Consider the following 15,701-nt stretch of genomic DNA (forward strand, 5'->3'; position numbering starts at 1 on the left):
CCTTGTCGGACGCCCCGGCTATTTGGTCTGACAAGATCGCGGCGGCGATCTCACCAGTCGTGCATCGACCCGTCCTCGCGGCGGGCCACGGGCAGGTAGGCGCGGCTGTAGGGGTATTTCGCCGCCAGGTCCTCGTCGATGTCGACGCCCAGGCCCGGCGCCTCGCCCGGATGCAGCATGCCGTCCTCGAAGCTGTAGGCGTGGGGGAACACCGCGTCGGTCTCGGCAGTGTGGCGCATGTACTCCTGGATGCCGAAATTGGGGATCGACAGGTCGAAATGCAGGGCCGCGGCCATGCAGACGGGCGACAGGTCGGTGGCCCCGTGGCAGCCGGTGCGCACGCCGTGCATGTCGGCGAAGGCGGCCACCCGGCGCAGGTGGGTGATCCCGCCGGCGTGCACGACGGTGGCGCGGATGTAGTCGATCAGCTGTTCCTCGATCAGCTGCTTGCAGTCCCAGATCGAGTTGAAAACCTCGCCCACGGCCAGTGGCGTAGTGGTGTGCTGGCGGATCAGGCGGAAGTTGGACTGGTTCTCGGCCGGGGTGGCGTCCTCCATCCAGAACGGGCGGTAGGGCTCCAGATCCTTGCCCAGGCGCCCGGCCTCGATGGGCGTCAGGCGATGGTGCACGTCGTGCAGAAGATGGATGTCCCAGCCCAGTTTCTCGCGGGCGGCCTCGAACAGCGGCGGCACGCTGCGCAGGTACTTTTCCGTCGACCACAGGCTTTCGCTGGGCAGGGCCGCGTCGGCCGGCTCGTAGAAGAAGCGGTCCTTGGAGACGCCGTAGACGGTCTTCAGTCCGGGTACGCCCGACTGCAGGCGGATGGCCTTGTAGCCCTGCTCGGCATAGACGGCGGCGTTGTCGAGGGTCTCCTCGATGGTCGCGCCGTTGGCGTGGCCGTAGACCATCACGCCGGTGCGGCAGGCGCCGCCCAGCAGCTGGTAGAGCGGCAGGTTCGCCACCTTGGCCTTGATGTCCCACAGGGCCATGTCGACGGCGGCGATGGCCGACATGGTCACCGGACCGCGTCGCCAGTAGGCGCCCTTGTAGAGGTACTGCCAGATGTCCTCGATCTGGTGGGCGTCGCGGCCGATCAGGCAGGGGATGACGTGATCGTTGAGGTAGCTGGCCACCGCCAGCTCGCGTCCGTTCAGGGTGGCGTCGCCGATCCCGTACACGCCGTCGCTGGTCTCGATCTTCAGGGTGACGAAGTTGCGGCCCGGACAGGTGACGATGACCCTGGCGGCGGTGATCTTGAGCATCGGCGTCTTTCTGCGGCGGCGCCGGTTTGGCCGGCGACGAGGTCTTGGCGGACGCTGGGCCCGCGAGCGATCTGGCCCCCTTTCGTTTAAACGCGGCGGGGAGGTTGTCAATCCATTGGTCAGACCAATAATGTGCCGGAGACTCGACCACCTCGCCGGATGTCCGGCGATAGTTCCAGGCCGCGCCAGACGGCCGCCGCGTATGACGACGGGGAGATGCGATGCGACCCAGCCACCTGCTTCGAGGGCTCTGCCTGGCCGCCGGCCTGCTGTTGGCGCCGTTGGCCGCGCGGGCCGAGGACGGCCATGACCTGTGGCTCCGCTACCGGCCGGTGGCGGCGGGCGAGGCGGCCGCCTATCGCGCCGCCGCCGGATCGGTGGCCCCGGTCGCCGATACGCCGACCCTGAAGGTCGCCCGCGCCGAGCTCGAACGGGGCCTGGCGGGCCTGCTGGGCGAGCGCCGCGACGGCGGCGGGGAGATCCTGCTGGGCACGCCGCAGTCTTCGCCCAGGATCGCCGTGCTGAAGCTGTCGCTCGACGCCGTCGGGGACGAGGGCTACCGCATCCGGTCCATGACCGACGGCGGGCGGCCGCTCACGGTGATCGCCGCCAACACCGACGTCGGGGTGCTGCACGGCGTCTATCGCTACCTTGCGCTGATCCAGACCCGCCAAGCCGTCGGCAGGCTGGATCTCGCGGACGCTCCCAAGGTCCGCTACCGGCTGCTCAACCACTGGGACAACCTGGATCGCAGCGTCGAGCGCGGCTATGCGGGCCAGTCGATCTGGGACTGGTGGCGGCTGCCCGACGTGAAGGATCCGCGCTATGTCGACTACGCCCGGGCCAACGCCTCGATCGGCGTCAACGGGGCGGTGCTCAACAACGTCAACGCCAAGTCCGACAGCCTGACCGCGCCCTATATCGCCAAGGCCGCCGCCCTGGCCGACACGTTCCGCCCCTACGGGATCAAGGTCTATCTGTCGGCGCGGTTCTCTTCACCCATCGAGATCGGCGGGCTGAAGACCGCCGACCCGCTGGACCCGGCCGTGCGGGCCTTCTGGAAGGCCAAGGCCGACGAGATCTACAAGGCCATTCCCGATTTCGGCGGCTTTCTGGTGAAGGCCAATTCTGAGGGGCAGCCGGGTCCGCAGGACTATGGCCGCACCCACGCCGACGGGGCCAACATGTTGGCGCAGGCGGTGGGGCCGCACGGCGGCGTCGTGATGTGGCGGGCCTTCGTCTACTCGCACGAGCAGCCCGACGATCGCGCCAAGCAGGGCTATTCGGAGTTCAAGCCGTTCGACGGAAAGTTCGCCGAAAACGTCATCGTCCAGGTCAAGAACGGGGCGATCGACTTCCAGCCGCGCGAGCCGTTCCATCCGCTGTTCGGGGCCATGCCGAAGACCAACCTCGGCATGGAGTTCCAGATCACCAAGGAATATCTCGGCTTCTCCACGCACCTGGCCTACCTCGGCCCCATGTGGGAGGAGGTGCTGAAGGCCGACACCTTCGCCGCCGGCCAGGGCTCGACCGTGGCCAAGGTGGTCGACGGAAAGCTGCACGGCTATTCCCGCACCCTGATGGCGGGGGTGGCCAACATCGGGACCGATCGCAACTGGAGCGGCTCGCAGTTCGACCAGGCCAACTGGTACGCCTTCGGGCGCCTGGCCTGGGATCCGGAAGCGTCCTCGGAAGCCATCGCCCGCGACTGGGCGGCCATGACCTTCACGCCCGACAGGCGCTTTGTCGGTCCGGCCGTGACGATGATGATGGGCTCGCGCGAGGCGGTGGTCGACTACATGACCCCGATGGGCCTGCATCACCTGATGGGCCGCAGCCACCACTATGGGCCGGGGCCGTGGGTGACCGGCGGCGAGCGCGCCGACTGGACCAGCGTCTACTACCACAAGGCCGACAAGGCCGGGATCGGCTTCGACCGCACGGCCGGGGGCAGCAACGCAGTGGCGCAGTACGCGCCGCCGGTGGCGGCCGCCTTCTCGGATCTCTCGAAGATCGACGAGAAGGACCTGCTGTGGTTCCACCACCTGCCCTGGACCTACCGCACGAAGTCCGGTCGTCCGCTGTGGGACGAGTTGGTGACGCGCTACTCGCGCGGGGTGAGGGCGGTGGACGGCATGCAGGCGACCTGGGCGGATCTTTCGCCCTACGTCGATCCCGAGCGCCATGGCGAGGTGGCGACCTACCTCGCCATCCAGCGTCGCGAGGCCCAGTGGTGGCGCGATGCGTCCGTCGCCTATTTCCAGTCGATCAACGGCCTGCCCCTGCCCAAGGGCGAGGCTCCCCCGCCGCTGAGCCTGGAGGCCTACGAGGCGATGGCCTTCCCTTACGCGCCGGGGATCTGAGCGCTCCTACAACCGTCGTCATCCCGGAAGCCTCGCAGAGGCTATCCGGGACCCAGGGGCCGTCGGCAGTGCGCCGGCGGCCCTTTTGCTTGCGGCTGAACTGGTGGTGCGCGGCCCCTGGGTCCCGGCTCTCCGCTTCGCTGTGGCCGGGATGACGAGTGGGGAGGCGCCCATTCCAAGGGCGCCGATATCGATTCAAATAATATCGATACAAAAGCGTTGACATATTTTCGCCGCGTACCCCAGCCTGGGACTGACCCGCCTTCAGAGCGGGCGCTCTCATGCATGCACTGGGGAATGTTATGCGTACCGATCTGAAGATCCTGCTTTCCACCGCGGCCCTGGCCGCCCTGGCTGCGCCGCTGGGGGCGGCCGCCCAGACGCCTGCCGCCAAGCCCGCGGCCGACGAGACCGTCGAGGAGATCGTGGTCACCGCGCTCAAGCGCTCGACCACCCTCCAGACCACGCCGATGAGCATCAGCGCGGTGACCGGCGACAGCCTGCAGAAGATCGGTGCCACTGGCCTGCAGGACTATTTCCGCTCGGTGCCGGGCGTGAACCTGACCCAGGGCCAGCTTGGCCAGAGCCGCGTGACCATCCGCGGCGTGCAGGGCTCGGGCGAGGCGACGACGGGCCTCTATTACGACGAGACCTCGGTCACCGGCCCCTCGGGCACCACCCAGGATCCGGCCAACAACGCCGCCGACCTCAACCTGTTCGACGTCGAGCGGGTGGAGGTGCTGCGCGGCCCGCAGGGCACGCTGTACGGCGGCGGCTCGATGGGCGGCACCATCCGCGTGATCTACGCCAAGCCCGACAGCAGCCAGTTCGGCGCCTCGATCGAGGGCCAGGCCAGCGCCACCAAGGGCGGCTCGCGCGGCTCGTACCTGAAGGCCATGGGCAACATCCCGCTGATCGAGGGCAAGCTGGCCGCCCGCATCGTGGCCTATACCGAGGACCGCCCGGGCTTCGTCGACAACGTCCGCACGGGCGCCAAGAACGTCAACGACAGCCACGCCGACGGCTATCGCGCCATGCTGGGCTTCACGCCCACCGACGACATCTCGCTGGTCGTCACCAAGGTTCACCAGAACTCGTCGGCCGACGACCTGGAGGGCTGGTACGACCGCCTGGGCGGCTACAACACCGACAGCGCCGTGAAGCTGCCGCTCGACACCGAGATGGACATGACCAGCGTCACCGGCAAATGGTCGAGCCCGGTCGGCGAGGTCACCGCGTCCAGCGCCTACTACAAGTACGACATGCTGCGGACGATCGACTTCACCCCGCAGTACAAGCCCTATATCGGCAGCGCCTATGGCGTGATCGGCTACCAGCCGGCCTATCTGGGCGCCTGGAACCACGAGTTGCGGCTGTCGTCGAAGGGCGAGGGCCAACTGCAGTGGACGGTCGGCGGCTACATGGAGCTGCGCAAGGACCACATCGACAGCAACACCGTGCTGACCAGCCTGACTACGGGCCAGCCCTACAGTCCGATGCAGTACCTGCAGGGGCGCTACGTCAACACCGGCGTCAAGCAGACGGCCCAGTTCGGCGAGGCGACCTGGACCCCGCCGCAGATCGAGGGCCTGTCGCTGACGGTGGGCGCACGCCACTACGACTACACCAAGACCACCGGCAGCGCCGGCACCCAGAGGAACGCGCTGACCGGCGCCGCGCCGGCCGCCTATTCCGAGCAGACCGCCGAAGCCTCGGGCTGGGTCTACAAGTTCAACGCCAGCTACAAGGTCACCTCCGACGTCATGGTCTACGCCACGGCGGCGGAAGGCTTCCGGCCGGGCGGGGCCAACAACGTGCCGGGCCTGAACGGCGCGCTGGTGGTCTACAATCCCGACAGCCTGTGGAACTACGAGGCCGGCGTGAAGACCACCTGGCTGGGCGGCAAGCTGACCGCCAACGCGGCGGCCTACCGCATCGACTGGAAGGACCGCCAGACCAGCGCCATCACCGCCGACGGTCTCTATTCGTTCATCACCAACGCCGGCGCGGCGCGGATCGAGGGCCTGGAGCTGGAGGTCTCGGCCCGCCCGATCCACGGCCTCTCGCTCAACGGCTCGATCGGCTACACTAAGGCCGAGCTGACCGAGGATCAGGCCAACGCCAACATCCTGGTCGACGGCTCGACCGGCAAGAAGGGCGACCGCATCGCCAACGTGCCCGACTGGACGGCCTCGGCCTCGGCCCAGTACGTCTGGCCGCTGCCGGTGGCGGGCCTCAACGGCCTGGTGCGCGCCGACTACGCCTACACCGGCGAGATGGTCTCCACCTTCCGGCCGACCTACGTCTATTTCGACAAGTTCGGCAGCTTCTCGACCGTGAACCTGCGGGCCGGGGTCGAGGGCGAGGACTGGGGCGTCTACGCCTTCGTGACCAACCTCACCGACGCCGAGGGGATCATGAACAAGAACAGCAACGTCGGGTACCAAGACCTGCTTTATGGATTGACCCCGCGCACCGTCGGGGTGAACGCCCGTAGGAAGTTCTGATCGATCCTCACGGTCGTCATCCCGGAAAGCCCGAAGGGCTTATCCGGGACCCAGGGGCCGCCGCACCGCGGTCGCCCCTGGGTCCCGGCTCTCCGCTTCGCGGAGCCTGTCCTCGGGCGCGCTTCGCGCGACCCGGGGGGGCCGGGATGACAAGAGTTTTCAGCGTAAAAACAGAAGGGCGCGGTCCGCCGCGCGAGCCGCATGACCTCCAAGACCTTCACCCTCGCCGCCGCCATGGCCCTGCTGGCCGCGCCCGCCATTCCTTCAGTGGTTGGCGCCGCGCCGCTGAACGTTCCGGCGACCAAGGCCGCGATCCAAGCCCAGCTCGACCGCGACTACCCGCAACTCGACGCGCTCTACAAGGACCTGCACGCCCACCCGGAGGTCGGCTTCCAGGAGGTCGAGACCGCCAGGAAGCTGGCAGAGCAGATGCGCGCGCTGGGCTTTTCGGTCACCGAAGGCGTCGGCAAGACCGGCGTGGTGGCGGTGCTGAAGAACGGCGAAGGGCCCTCCGTGCTGGTCCGCACCGAGCTCGACGCCCTGCCGATGGAGGAGAAGACGGGCCTGCCCTACGCCAGCCGCGCCAAGACCACCTGGAACGGCGCCGAAGTGTTCGTCGCCCACTCCTGCGGCCACGACGTGCACATGGCCGCCTGGATCGGCGCGGCCCGTCAACTGGTGGCGCAGAAGGCCAAGTGGAAGGGCACGCTGGTCTTCGTCGCTCAGCCGTCGGAAGAGACGGTCAGCGGCGCCAAGGCGATGATCAACGACGGCTTCTTCCAGAAGTTCGGCAAGCCCGACTACGGCTTCGCGCTGCACGTGGGTCCCGGCGCGGCCGGGCAGGTCTACTACAAGGCCGGCGTCCTAACCTCGACCTCCGACGCCCTGGAGCTGACCTTCAACGGCCGCGGCGCGCACGGCTCGATGCCGGCCGCCTCGATCGACCCGGTGATGATGGCCGCCCGCTTCACCGTCGACGTGCAGAGCGTAATCAGCCGCGAGAAGGATCCGGCGGCGTTCGGCGTCGTCACCGTCGGCTCGATCCAGGCCGGCAGCGCGGGCAACATCATCCCCGACAAGGCCAAGGTGCGCGGCACGATCCGCACCCAGGACGACGGCGTGCGCGACAAGATTCTGGCCGGGGTGACCCGCACCGCCAAGGCCGTCGCCGAGATGTCGGGGGCGCCGGCGCCCGACCTGGAGATCGTTCCGGGCGGCAAGGCCGTGGTCAACGACGCGGCCCTGACCGAGAAGACCGCCGCCGTCTTCAAGGCCGCCTTCGGCAAGGACGCGGTGGCCGTGCCCTCGCCGGGCTCGGCCAGCGAGGACTATTCGGAGTTCATCATCGCCGGCGTGCCGTCGGTCTACTTCTCGATCGGCGGCTTCGACCCCAAGGCGATGGCGGACGCGAAAGCGGCCGGCAAGCCTCTGCCCGTCAACCACTCGCCCTTCTTCGCCCCGGTCCCCGAGCCGTCGATCCGCACGGGCGTGGAGGCGATGACGCTGGCGGTGATGAACGTGATGAGCCGTTAGAAAACCTCTCCCATGGGGAGAGGGAGGGGCCCGCGCCGACAGGCGTGGGAGGGTGAGGGGGTAAGACGTTGGCCGTCCCATCCCCCTTTTGTGTGCGCCCTGTCCGGAACGGTCCCTAACCCCTCACCCTCCCATGCTGCGCATTGGCCCCTCCCTCTCCCTCTGGGAGAGGGGGATTTTCAAGCCGCCGTCAGGTACCCCTCCAGCACGTCCAGGGCGTGCTGGAGCCTGGCCCGGCGCCATTCGGCGGTGCTCATGTCGGTGTCCAGCGTGACCGACAGCGACCAGCCGTTGGCCAGGTGGAAGCGGCTCATGGCCGCGATGGTGACGTAGATCTGGATCGGGTCGAGGTTGTCGCGGAACAGGCCCTGTTCCTGGCCGCTCTCGATCAGCCGCTCGATGGTGCGGCGCAGGGGGAAGGCCGTCTCGGTGACCTTGCGGCTCTGCGCGACGAACTTGCCCTGCATCAGGTTCTCGTTGCGCAGCAGGCCCTCGAAGCGGGGGTTCTTCTCGAAATACTCGAAGGTGAAGCGCTGAAGTTCGAGGAAGCCCTCGAGCGGCTTGTCGAAGTCGATCTTCAGCTCGGCCTCGCGGTTGCGCAGGTCCTCGTAGGCGGCCTCCAGCACGGCGACGTAGAGGCCCTTCTTGTCGCCGAAGTAGTGGTAGAGCATGCGGATGTTGCACTTGGCGGCCTTGACGATCCGCTCGATGCGCGCGCCCGCGAAGCCGGCCTGCGAGAACTCCTTCAGCGCCGCCGACATGATCGCCTTGCGCGTCCGCTCGGCGTTGCGCTTGCGCGGCGCCGGGGCGTCGGGAGCGACCTCGTGATCGGCTTCGGACAAGGGGGCGGCCTCCAGGGTGCTCAGGGCAGTTTGGCCCCGGATTCGATCCAGGCGCCAAGCTTGGCGCGCTCCTCATCGGTCATATGGGTCTCGTTGCCAAGCGGCATGCTGGTGCTGATCACCGCGCGTTCCTTGATCTTGGACGCATAGCGGGCGATGTGCTCGGGACTGTCGAAGGTGACGCCGTTGGGCGGGGCGCCGAAGCCGCGGTGGGTGGGCTTGGCGGCATGGCAGGTCACGCAGTGCTTTTCCACGATGGCCTGGGCCTCGAAGAAGCTGACGGGGCCCAGCACGGCGGGCGCCTTGGGCTTCTGGCTGGCGATGACGCTGACGGCGAACATCAGCATGGCCCCATAGAACAGGAAGTCGTGCCGGATGATCCCGTGGTGGCGCAGGTTGAAGAAGTGGCGGATCGAAATCCCGGCCATGCCCACCAGCGCCAGCAGCAGCCAGGCCAGCGGATGGCCGGTGATCGCCGGATAGTGGTTGCTGATCATGATGAACAGGATCGGCAGGGTCATGTAGTTGTTGTGCACCGAGCGCTGCTTGCCCGCCGCGCCCAGGCGCGGGTCGACGGGCCGGCCCGCCAGCATGTCGGCGACGATCTTCCGCTGGTTGGGAATGATCGTCAGGAAGACGTTGGCCGCCATGGCCGTGCCGATGATGGCGCCGACATGGATGAAGGCCCCGCGGTCGGTGAACAGGTGCTGCAGCGCCCAGGCCGCGCCGATCAGCGCGCAGAACCAGACGACCCCGAACAGGCGGGGGCGCTCCACCAGCGGCGAGCGGCACAGGGCTTCGTAGACGGCAAGGCCGCCGAAGATGAAGGCAAGGCCCACGCCCACCGCCTGCCAGTGGCTGAAGGCGTGCTTGGCCGGGTCGATCAGGTAGACCGGCGCGCCCCAGTAGTAGAGCACGAACAGCAAAGCAAAGCCCGACAGCCAGGTGGTGTAGGCCTCCCACTTGAACCAGTGCAGGTGGCTGGGCATGTGCGCCGGCGCGGTCAGGTACTTCTGCGAGTGATAGAAGCCGCCGCCGTGCACGGCCCAAAGTTCGCCCTTCACGCCGTCCTTGGCCGGTTCGGGTGCGCGCAGGTTGTTGTCGAGCCAGACGAAGTAGAACGAGGCGCCGATCCAGGCGACGCCCGCGATCACGTGCAGCCAGCGGAGCGCCAGGTTCAGCCAGGCGGCGAGATCATAGTCCATCTAGGCGGTCACGGCGTCTTGGATGCGAAGCTTGGAGATCAGGCCGATCTGGGCGATCGCCTCGGCGATCTCGGCCTCGCGGTCGTTGGACAGGCGCGTCTGCATGGCCCGCAGGATCGAGCTCTTGTCGTTCAGCCGCACGCAGATGATGAACGGAAAGCCGAAGGCCTTCGCATAGGCGGCGTTGAGGTCGTGGAAGCGGGCGAACTCTTCCGGCGTCAGCCGGTCGAGCCCGGCGCCGGCCTGCTCGGCCGTGCTTTCGGCGGTCAGGGTCTTGGCGATCGCCGCCTTGCCCGCCAGTTCCGGGTGGGCGCGGATCAGGGCCAGCTTGTCGTCGGTCGAGGCCGCGTTCAGCACGTCCATCATCGCGCCGTGCATGGCCTCGATGCTGGGATAGGGGCGGGCGTCCCAGGCGCGCTCGACGACCCAGGGCGACAGCTCGAAGGCGAAGCCCAGGGCGGTGACGAAGCCCGTTTGGTTCATGCTGTTTAGCCGGGCCAGGGTGAGGGGCGGGGCGCTCATGCCTTGGCTCCGTAGGGATGGGTCGCGATCCAGTGGCGGGCGATGTCGATCCGCTTGGCCACCCAGACCTTGTCGTGGCGGGTCACGTGTTCGAGGAACCGGCGCAGGGCCATGATCCGGGCCGGCTTGCCGACGATGCGGCAGTGCAGGCCGATGCTCATCATCTTCGGCGCGGTCTCGCCTTCCAGATACAGGGCGTCGAAGGCGTCGCGCAGATAGGCGAAGAACTGGTCGCCGCTGTTGAAGCCCTGGGGGGCGGCGAAGCGCATGTCGTTGGTGTCGAGCGTGTAGGGCACGATCAGCTGGGGCCGGCCGTGCTGGTCGTCCCAGTAGGGCAGGTCGTCGCTGTAGCTGTCGGCGTCGTAGACGAAGCCGCCTTCCTGGGCGACCAGGCGGGCGGTGTTGGGACTGGTGCGGCCCTGGTACCAGCCGAGCGGGCGCTCGCCGGTCAGGCGCTTGTGCACCTCGATGGCCTTCTCGATGTGCTCGCGTTCCAGGTCTTCGGGGAAGTGCTGGTAGTCGATCCAGCGATAGCCGTGGCTGGCGATCTCCCAGCCCGACTTCATCATCGCCTCGACCACGTCAGGCGCACGCTCCATGGCTTGGGCGACGCCGTAGACGGTCAGCGGCAGGCGAAACTCCTCGAACAGGCGCCGGATGCGCCAGAAGCCGGCGCGCGAGCCGTATTCGTAGAGGCTCTCCATCGACATGTGGCGCATGCCCTCGATGGGCTGGGCGCCGACCATCTCCGACAGGAAGTATTCGCTGACCTTGTCGCCATGCAGCACGCTGCGCTCGGCGCCTTCCTCGTAGTTCAGCACGAACTGCACGGCCACGCGCGCGCCGCCCGGCCATGCCGCGTGCGGCGGGTGTTCGCCATAGCCGATGAGGTCGCGGGGGTAGGTCGTCATGCCAAGGCCCTCCCCCTGAAGGGGGAGGTGTCGCCGAAGGCGACGGAGGGGGAAGTAGGACGGACATGGGAAATCGCTTCCCCCTCCGACCGCTTCGCGGCCACCTCCCCCTTCAGGGGGAGGGTCTTGAGCGTCGTCGCCATCATCCGAACACCCCCAGCGCCGCATCCACGCCCGCGCCGGCCGGCGCGCTGAAGCCTTCCCAGCGCAGCACCGCTTCCAGCGCCGCCAGGGTCTGCAGCACCGCGTGCTTGCGGGCGTTCACGCCCATGGTCCCGATCCGCCAGATCTTGCCGGCGAGGGGGCCGAAGGCCGCGCCGATCTCGATCTCGAATTCGGTGCGCATGCGGGCCTTCACCCGGTCGTAGTCGACCCCGGCCGGCGCGATCACGCCGGTGACATTGGTCATCTTGTGGGCCTGGTCGCCGTAGACCTGCAGGCCCAGGGCCTCGATGCCGGCGGTCATGGCCGCGCCGGCCTGCCTGTGGCGGGCGAAGCGGGCCTCGAGCCCTTCCTCCAGCACGATGCGGGCGCATTCGCGGGCGGCGAACAGCATGCTGGCCGCCTCGGTGTGGTGGTTCAGGCGCTTGTCCGACCAGTAGTCCATGATCATGGCCAGGTCGAAGTAGTTGGAGGCGATGCGGCGGCCGTTCCCGGTCATGCCTGCGGTCGCCAGGCCCTTCTCCACATGGCGGCGGGAAAAGATGTGCTCGGCGGCCTTGTCGCTGATGGTGATCGGGGCCGAGCCCGACGGGCCGCCCATGCACTTCTGAAGGCCGGCGGTGACGATGTCGGCCTTCCAGGCGTCGACCGGCACGCTCATGCCGCCCAGCGTAGCGGTGGCGTCGACATAGAGCAGCGCGCCGTGCCGCTGGCAGATCTCGCCGATGGCCTCGATCGGCTGGGCGATGGTGGTCGAGGTGTCGCCGTGCACGCAGGCCACCAGCCGCGGCTTCACGCGCGCGACCGCGTCCTCCACCGCCTGCGGGTCGACGACCTCGCCCCACTCGCCCTCGACGAAGGTGACCTTGGCGTCGCAGCGCTCGGCGATCTCGGCCAGCAGCAGGCCGAAACGCCCGGCGTTGACCACCACCACGTCGTCGCCCGGCTGCAGGGTCGAGACCAGCGCCGCCTCGATGCCGGCCCGCGAGGTGCCGTCGACCACGAAGGTCCACGGGTTCGTGGTCTGGAAGACGCCGCGATACAGCGCCATGACCTCGTTCATGTAGCCGGTGAACTCGGGGTCGAACTGGCCCAGCAGCTGCACCGACATGGCCCGCAGCACGCGCGGGTGCACGTTGATCGGGCCGGGGCCCATCAGCAGGCGGGCGGGGTGGTCGAGTTCTTTGAAGGTAGTCATGCTTGCGTCTTCGAGAAATCGTTGCGCGTCGCCAGTCGTTCGACGAACCCGACCATGGCCTGGGCGGCCAGGGCGCAGTCGGCGTCGGTGACGGCTTCGGCGGGGTTGTGGCTGACGCCGCCCTCGCAGCGGATGAACAGCATGGCGGTGGGGCAGAGGTCGGCGATGACCATGGCGTCGTGGCCGGCGCCGCTGGGCAGGCGGCGGGCGGCTTGGCCCCCCAAGTCCTGCACGTCGCCGACGGCGGCAGCCAGCAGGTCGGTCAGGCCCGCGTCGCAGGGGCTTTCGGCCAGTTCCTGCATCAGGGTGACCGAGACCGGCAGGCCGCGGCGGGCGGCGATGGCCTCGACCTCGGCGGTGATCGCGGCGACGGCGGCGTCGCGGGTGGCCGAGGTCTCGGCGCGGATGTCCATCGAGAACTCGACGGCGCCGGGAATGACGTTGAAGGCGCCGGGCAGGGCGGTCATGCGGCCGACGGTGCCGACGAGGCCGTCGGTTCCGCCCAGCGGTCTTTCGCGGCAGATCCGCTCCAGGGCCAGCACCGCCTCGGCGGCGGCCGGGCCGGGATCCTTGCGCAGGCCCATCGGCGTGGTGCCGGCGTGGCCGGCCTGGCCCTTGAAGCGCACCAGGATCCGCTTCTGGGCGGCGATGGCGGTGACGACGCCCAGCGCCAGATCCTCGGCCTCCAGCACCGGGCCCTGCTCGATATGGGCTTCGAGGAAGGCGAAGACCTCGCCAGGCCGGCGGGCGGCCTCGACGAGGCGGGTGGGATCCAGGCCGAAGGCGGCGTAGGCCTCGGCCAGGCTCGTGCCATCGGCGTCGGTCATCTCGACCACGTAGGGATCGACCGTGCCGGCGACCGCGCGGCTGCACGCCATCGAGGCGGGGAAGCGCGAGCCTTCCTCGTCGCCGAAGGCGATGGCCTCCAGCGCGAAGGGCAGGCGGCGGCCCTGGCGGTGAAAGGTCTCGATCAGGTCGACGGCCAGCATCACGCCCAGCGCCCCGTCGTAGCGGCCGCCGTTGCGCACGCTGTCGATGTGCGAGCCGATCAGCAGAGCGGGGGCGTCGGGCGCCTGACCCTCGTAGCGGCCGACGAGGTTGCCGGCCGGATCGAGGCGCACGGCCATGCCGGCTTCCTCCATCCAGAACTTCAGGGTGTCGAGCGCGGCCTTGTGGGCCGGGGTGAGAAAACGGCGAACGAGCATGTCGTCGGCCTCGCTGAAGGGCGCCGCGCCCATCAGGTCGCAGCGGGCCTTGGCCCTGACGCCGATCTCGAACGCTTGAGTCACTCCGCTCCCCGCCGTTTCGTCGCCTCACCCGATAGCAGGCTGCGCCCGCCGGTCCGCCTCGGCAAGCGCCGGGACGGCCAAGTCTCCGCCGATTGCCCGCGCAAGCGCCAGCCGGCCGTCCGGGCGCCTGCTTGTAAGTCATAAATCACTTACTTCATGGGTGGCTAGGGCGTCGGCGCCACCTTGCCGTGTTCGGCGACCGGCTACATGTTGCGGGCATGGCCGCGCCCCTGAACCGCACCGTCGACGCCCGGATCCTGCGCGTGAACCATGGCGGCGAGCACGGCGCGATCCGGATTTATCTCGCCCAGATCGCCATGGCCCGCCTGCGCGCGCCCGACCTGCTGCCGTTCCTGACCCGGACCCTGGCGCACGAGCGCGAGCACCTGGCGCGCTTTCGGGCCCTGATGCCGACCCGTGCGGCCAAGCCCTGCCGGCTGATGTGGATCTGGTCGATCGGCGGAGGCGCGCTCGGCGGACTGACCGGCCTGTTCGGTCGCAAGGCGATCCTGGTCTGCACCGAGGCGGTCGAGCGCACCGTGCACAGGCATCTCGACGACCAGCTGGCCTGGCTGGGCGATCGCGACGTCGAGATGGCGGCCACGATCCGCGAGATCCAGCAGCAGGAGCTTGGCCACCTGCGCTATGCCGAAAAGGAGCGCGGGGCGGCGAACACGCTGACGGCGCTGCTGGACGGCGCGATCTGCCTGGCCGTCGAGGGGCTGATCTGGCTGTCGACCCGGGGCGATTCCGTTCGCCTGGCCCGGACCCTGCGGGCGGCCGCCTAGGCGCCGCCCTCCGCCGCCAGCGCCAGCCGCTTCTTCGGGAAGGCGTCGGGCAGTTCCTCGCGCAGGAAGGCCATCATCTTTTCCCGCACCTCGCAGCGCAGGTCGAAGGTGGTGGGCGCGTTGCGGGCGCTGACCAGGCAGCGCACCTCCATGACCTCGGGCGTGATGTCGGTGACGGCCAGGTTCACCACCTTGCCGTCCCAGCGGGGCGAGGCCTTGGCGATCTCCTCCAGCTTCTCGCGCAGGCGGTCGACCGGCGCGGACGCGTCGACATAGAGCATGGCCGTGCCGATCAGGGCCGCGCTCTCGCGGGTCCAGTTCTGGAACGGGGTCTGGATGAAGTAGCTGAGCGGCAGCACCATCCGCCGCCAGTCCCACAGCCGCACCACCACGTAGGTGGCGTTGATCTCTTCGATATTGCCCCACTCCTTCTCGACGATGACGGCGTCGTCGATGCGGATCGGCTGGGTGACGGCGATCTGGATGCCGGCGATCAGGTTGGTCAGCAGCGGCTGCAGGGCCAGACCCACGATCAGCGAGGCCGCGCCGCCGGCGGCCAGCAGGCTGACGCCCCACTGGCGCACGCCGGGAATGGTCATCAGCGCCAGGGCCAGGGTGAAGATGCCGATCAGGATCGCCATCGCCCGGCGCAGGATGCGGATCTGGGTGATGTGCTTGCGGGCCAGCAGGTTGTCTTCGACGTCGACCTTGAAGCCGCGCATGTAGAGCGCCGCGCCGATGTCGAGCGCGGTCATCGCCATCCAGCCCAGCAGGATGATGAACATCACCAGCAGCAGGTGCTTGGCGGTGGCGGCTTGGGATACGTCCAGCGGCGCGATCGAGACGGCCGCGCCCAGGGCGGCGACGATGAAGGCCATGCGCGTGGGCCGGCGGGTGCGGGCGATCATCGCCTGCCAGAAGGCGTCGCGCTTGGCGAAGCCGTGGCGGACGACGCGCACGGCCACCGCGTGCAGGGCCAGCGCGGCGGCGATCGCCAGGACGATCAGGGCGAGGCTGACGATCCAGGGCGGCGCCCAGGCGATCAGCCACACGGAGTCGTTCAGCCAGTCAGGCAGCCAGGCGGGAAGATCCTTCATGACCGGGGCCAACGCGCCCGGC

Annotated in this window: 12 protein-coding genes and 1 pseudogene; 4 read left to right on the forward strand and 9 right to left on the reverse strand. The window is 68.7% G+C overall.

Annotation, left to right across the window (positions count from 1 at the left end; translation table 11 throughout):
* Positions 1-50: 50 nt before the first annotated feature.
* Positions 51-1,262, reverse strand: a complete 1,212-nt coding sequence (manD, locus tag AC1DCG_RS15215; RefSeq protein ID WP_477027751.1) for a D-mannonate dehydratase ManD — start codon at positions 1,260-1,262, stop codon at positions 51-53.
* A gap of 221 nt (positions 1,263-1,483) precedes the next feature.
* Here manD and AC1DCG_RS15220 point away from each other — a divergent pair, with 221 nt between their 5' ends.
* Together AC1DCG_RS15220 and AC1DCG_RS15225 are read left to right on the forward strand one after the other, a co-directional pair.
* Complete coding sequence (locus AC1DCG_RS15220; protein WP_477027752.1) at positions 1,484-3,625, forward strand: alpha-glucuronidase family glycosyl hydrolase; 2,142 nt, start codon at positions 1,484-1,486, stop codon at positions 3,623-3,625.
* A 302-nt stretch (positions 3,626-3,927) separates the two neighbouring features.
* Complete coding sequence (locus AC1DCG_RS15225; protein WP_477027753.1) at positions 3,928-6,132, forward strand: TonB-dependent receptor; 2,205 nt, start codon at positions 3,928-3,930, stop codon at positions 6,130-6,132.
* A gap of 39 nt (positions 6,133-6,171) precedes the next feature.
* On the opposite strand, the pseudogene AC1DCG_RS15230 reads toward AC1DCG_RS15225, so the two are convergent.
* Positions 6,172-6,335: pseudogene (locus AC1DCG_RS15230) on the reverse strand (hypothetical protein).
* Here AC1DCG_RS15230 and AC1DCG_RS15235 point away from each other — a divergent pair.
* Positions 6,334-7,665: an amidohydrolase gene (locus tag AC1DCG_RS15235; RefSeq protein WP_477027754.1), complete on the forward strand. Its 1,332-nt coding sequence runs from the start codon at positions 6,334-6,336 to the stop codon at positions 7,663-7,665. The pseudogene AC1DCG_RS15230 and the gene AC1DCG_RS15235 overlap by 2 nt on opposite strands.
* Positions 7,666-7,844: 179 nt before the next feature.
* On the opposite strand, the gene AC1DCG_RS15240 is transcribed toward AC1DCG_RS15235, so the two are convergent.
* From AC1DCG_RS15240 to AC1DCG_RS15265, 6 genes are all read right to left on the reverse strand, one after another.
* Positions 7,845-8,507, reverse strand: a complete 663-nt coding sequence (locus AC1DCG_RS15240; RefSeq protein ID WP_240903354.1) for a TetR/AcrR family transcriptional regulator — start codon at positions 8,505-8,507, stop codon at positions 7,845-7,847.
* Positions 8,508-8,527: 20 nt separating this feature from the next.
* Positions 8,528-9,712 (reverse strand): urate hydroxylase PuuD, encoded by a 1,185-nt coding sequence (locus AC1DCG_RS15245; RefSeq protein ID WP_477027755.1) that lies wholly within the window; start codon positions 9,710-9,712, stop codon positions 8,528-8,530.
* Positions 9,713-10,234, reverse strand: a complete 522-nt coding sequence (gene uraD / locus AC1DCG_RS15250) for a 2-oxo-4-hydroxy-4-carboxy-5-ureidoimidazoline decarboxylase (RefSeq protein ID WP_477027756.1) — start codon at positions 10,232-10,234, stop codon at positions 9,713-9,715. It lies immediately after the preceding gene.
* A complete protein-coding gene (puuE, locus tag AC1DCG_RS15255) occupies positions 10,231-11,145 on the reverse strand; it encodes an allantoinase PuuE (protein ID WP_477027757.1) in 915 nt (304 codons plus the stop codon). Before puuE ends, uraD begins: the two co-directional genes overlap by 4 nt.
* A 142-nt stretch (positions 11,146-11,287) precedes the next feature.
* Positions 11,288-12,505, reverse strand: coding sequence for a pyridoxal-phosphate-dependent aminotransferase family protein (locus tag AC1DCG_RS15260; RefSeq protein WP_477027758.1), 1,218 nt, complete (start codon positions 12,503-12,505; stop codon positions 11,288-11,290).
* Positions 12,502-13,743, reverse strand: coding sequence for an allantoate amidohydrolase (locus AC1DCG_RS15265; protein ID WP_477027925.1), 1,242 nt, complete (start codon positions 13,741-13,743; stop codon positions 12,502-12,504). The genes AC1DCG_RS15260 and AC1DCG_RS15265 overlap by 4 nt, the downstream gene beginning before the upstream one ends.
* Before the next feature lie 269 nt (positions 13,744-14,012).
* On the opposite strand from AC1DCG_RS15265, the gene AC1DCG_RS15270 reads away from it, so the two are divergent.
* Positions 14,013-14,582: a demethoxyubiquinone hydroxylase family protein gene (locus AC1DCG_RS15270; RefSeq protein ID WP_165256957.1), complete on the forward strand. Its 570-nt coding sequence runs from the start codon at positions 14,013-14,015 to the stop codon at positions 14,580-14,582.
* Here the strand turns inward: AC1DCG_RS15270 and AC1DCG_RS15275 are convergent.
* Positions 14,579-15,679 carry a mechanosensitive ion channel family protein gene (locus AC1DCG_RS15275; protein WP_477027759.1) on the reverse strand — a complete coding sequence of 367 codons (1,101 nt, stop codon included), beginning with the start codon at positions 15,677-15,679 and terminating at the stop codon, positions 14,579-14,581. The genes AC1DCG_RS15270 and AC1DCG_RS15275 overlap by 4 nt on opposite strands.
* Between the last annotated feature and the right edge of the window lie 22 nt (positions 15,680-15,701).

This window comes from Caulobacter sp. 10L414 (genome assembly GCF_056395525.1).

What these genes read in the sequence shown, in the direction of transcription:
- uraD (WP_477027756.1), bottom strand. Translation starts at nt 10,234, where the DNA reads ATGAGCGCCCCGCCCCTCACCCTGGCCCGGCTAAACAGCATGAACCAA.
- AC1DCG_RS15260 (WP_477027758.1), bottom strand. Translation starts at nt 12,505, where the DNA reads ATGACTACCTTCAAAGAACTCGACCACCCCGCCCGCCTGCTGATGGGC.
- manD (WP_477027751.1), bottom strand. Translation starts at nt 1,262, where the DNA reads ATGCTCAAGATCACCGCCGCCAGGGTCATCGTCACCTGTCCGGGCCGC.
- puuE (WP_477027757.1), bottom strand. Translation starts at nt 11,145, where the DNA reads ATGACGACCTACCCCCGCGACCTCATCGGCTATGGCGAACACCCGCCG.
- AC1DCG_RS15270 (WP_165256957.1), top strand. Translation starts at nt 14,013, where the DNA reads ATGGCCGCGCCCCTGAACCGCACCGTCGACGCCCGGATCCTGCGCGTG.
- AC1DCG_RS15275 (WP_477027759.1), bottom strand. Translation starts at nt 15,679, where the DNA reads ATGAAGGATCTTCCCGCCTGGCTGCCTGACTGGCTGAACGACTCCGTG.
- AC1DCG_RS15220 (WP_477027752.1), top strand. Translation starts at nt 1,484, where the DNA reads ATGCGACCCAGCCACCTGCTTCGAGGGCTCTGCCTGGCCGCCGGCCTG.
- AC1DCG_RS15225 (WP_477027753.1), top strand. Translation starts at nt 3,928, where the DNA reads ATGCGTACCGATCTGAAGATCCTGCTTTCCACCGCGGCCCTGGCCGCC.
- AC1DCG_RS15265 (WP_477027925.1), bottom strand. Translation starts at nt 13,743, where the DNA reads ATGGGCGCGGCGCCCTTCAGCGAGGCCGACGACATGCTCGTTCGCCGT.
- AC1DCG_RS15235 (WP_477027754.1), top strand. Translation starts at nt 6,334, where the DNA reads ATGACCTCCAAGACCTTCACCCTCGCCGCCGCCATGGCCCTGCTGGCC.
- AC1DCG_RS15245 (WP_477027755.1), bottom strand. Translation starts at nt 9,712, where the DNA reads ATGGACTATGATCTCGCCGCCTGGCTGAACCTGGCGCTCCGCTGGCTG.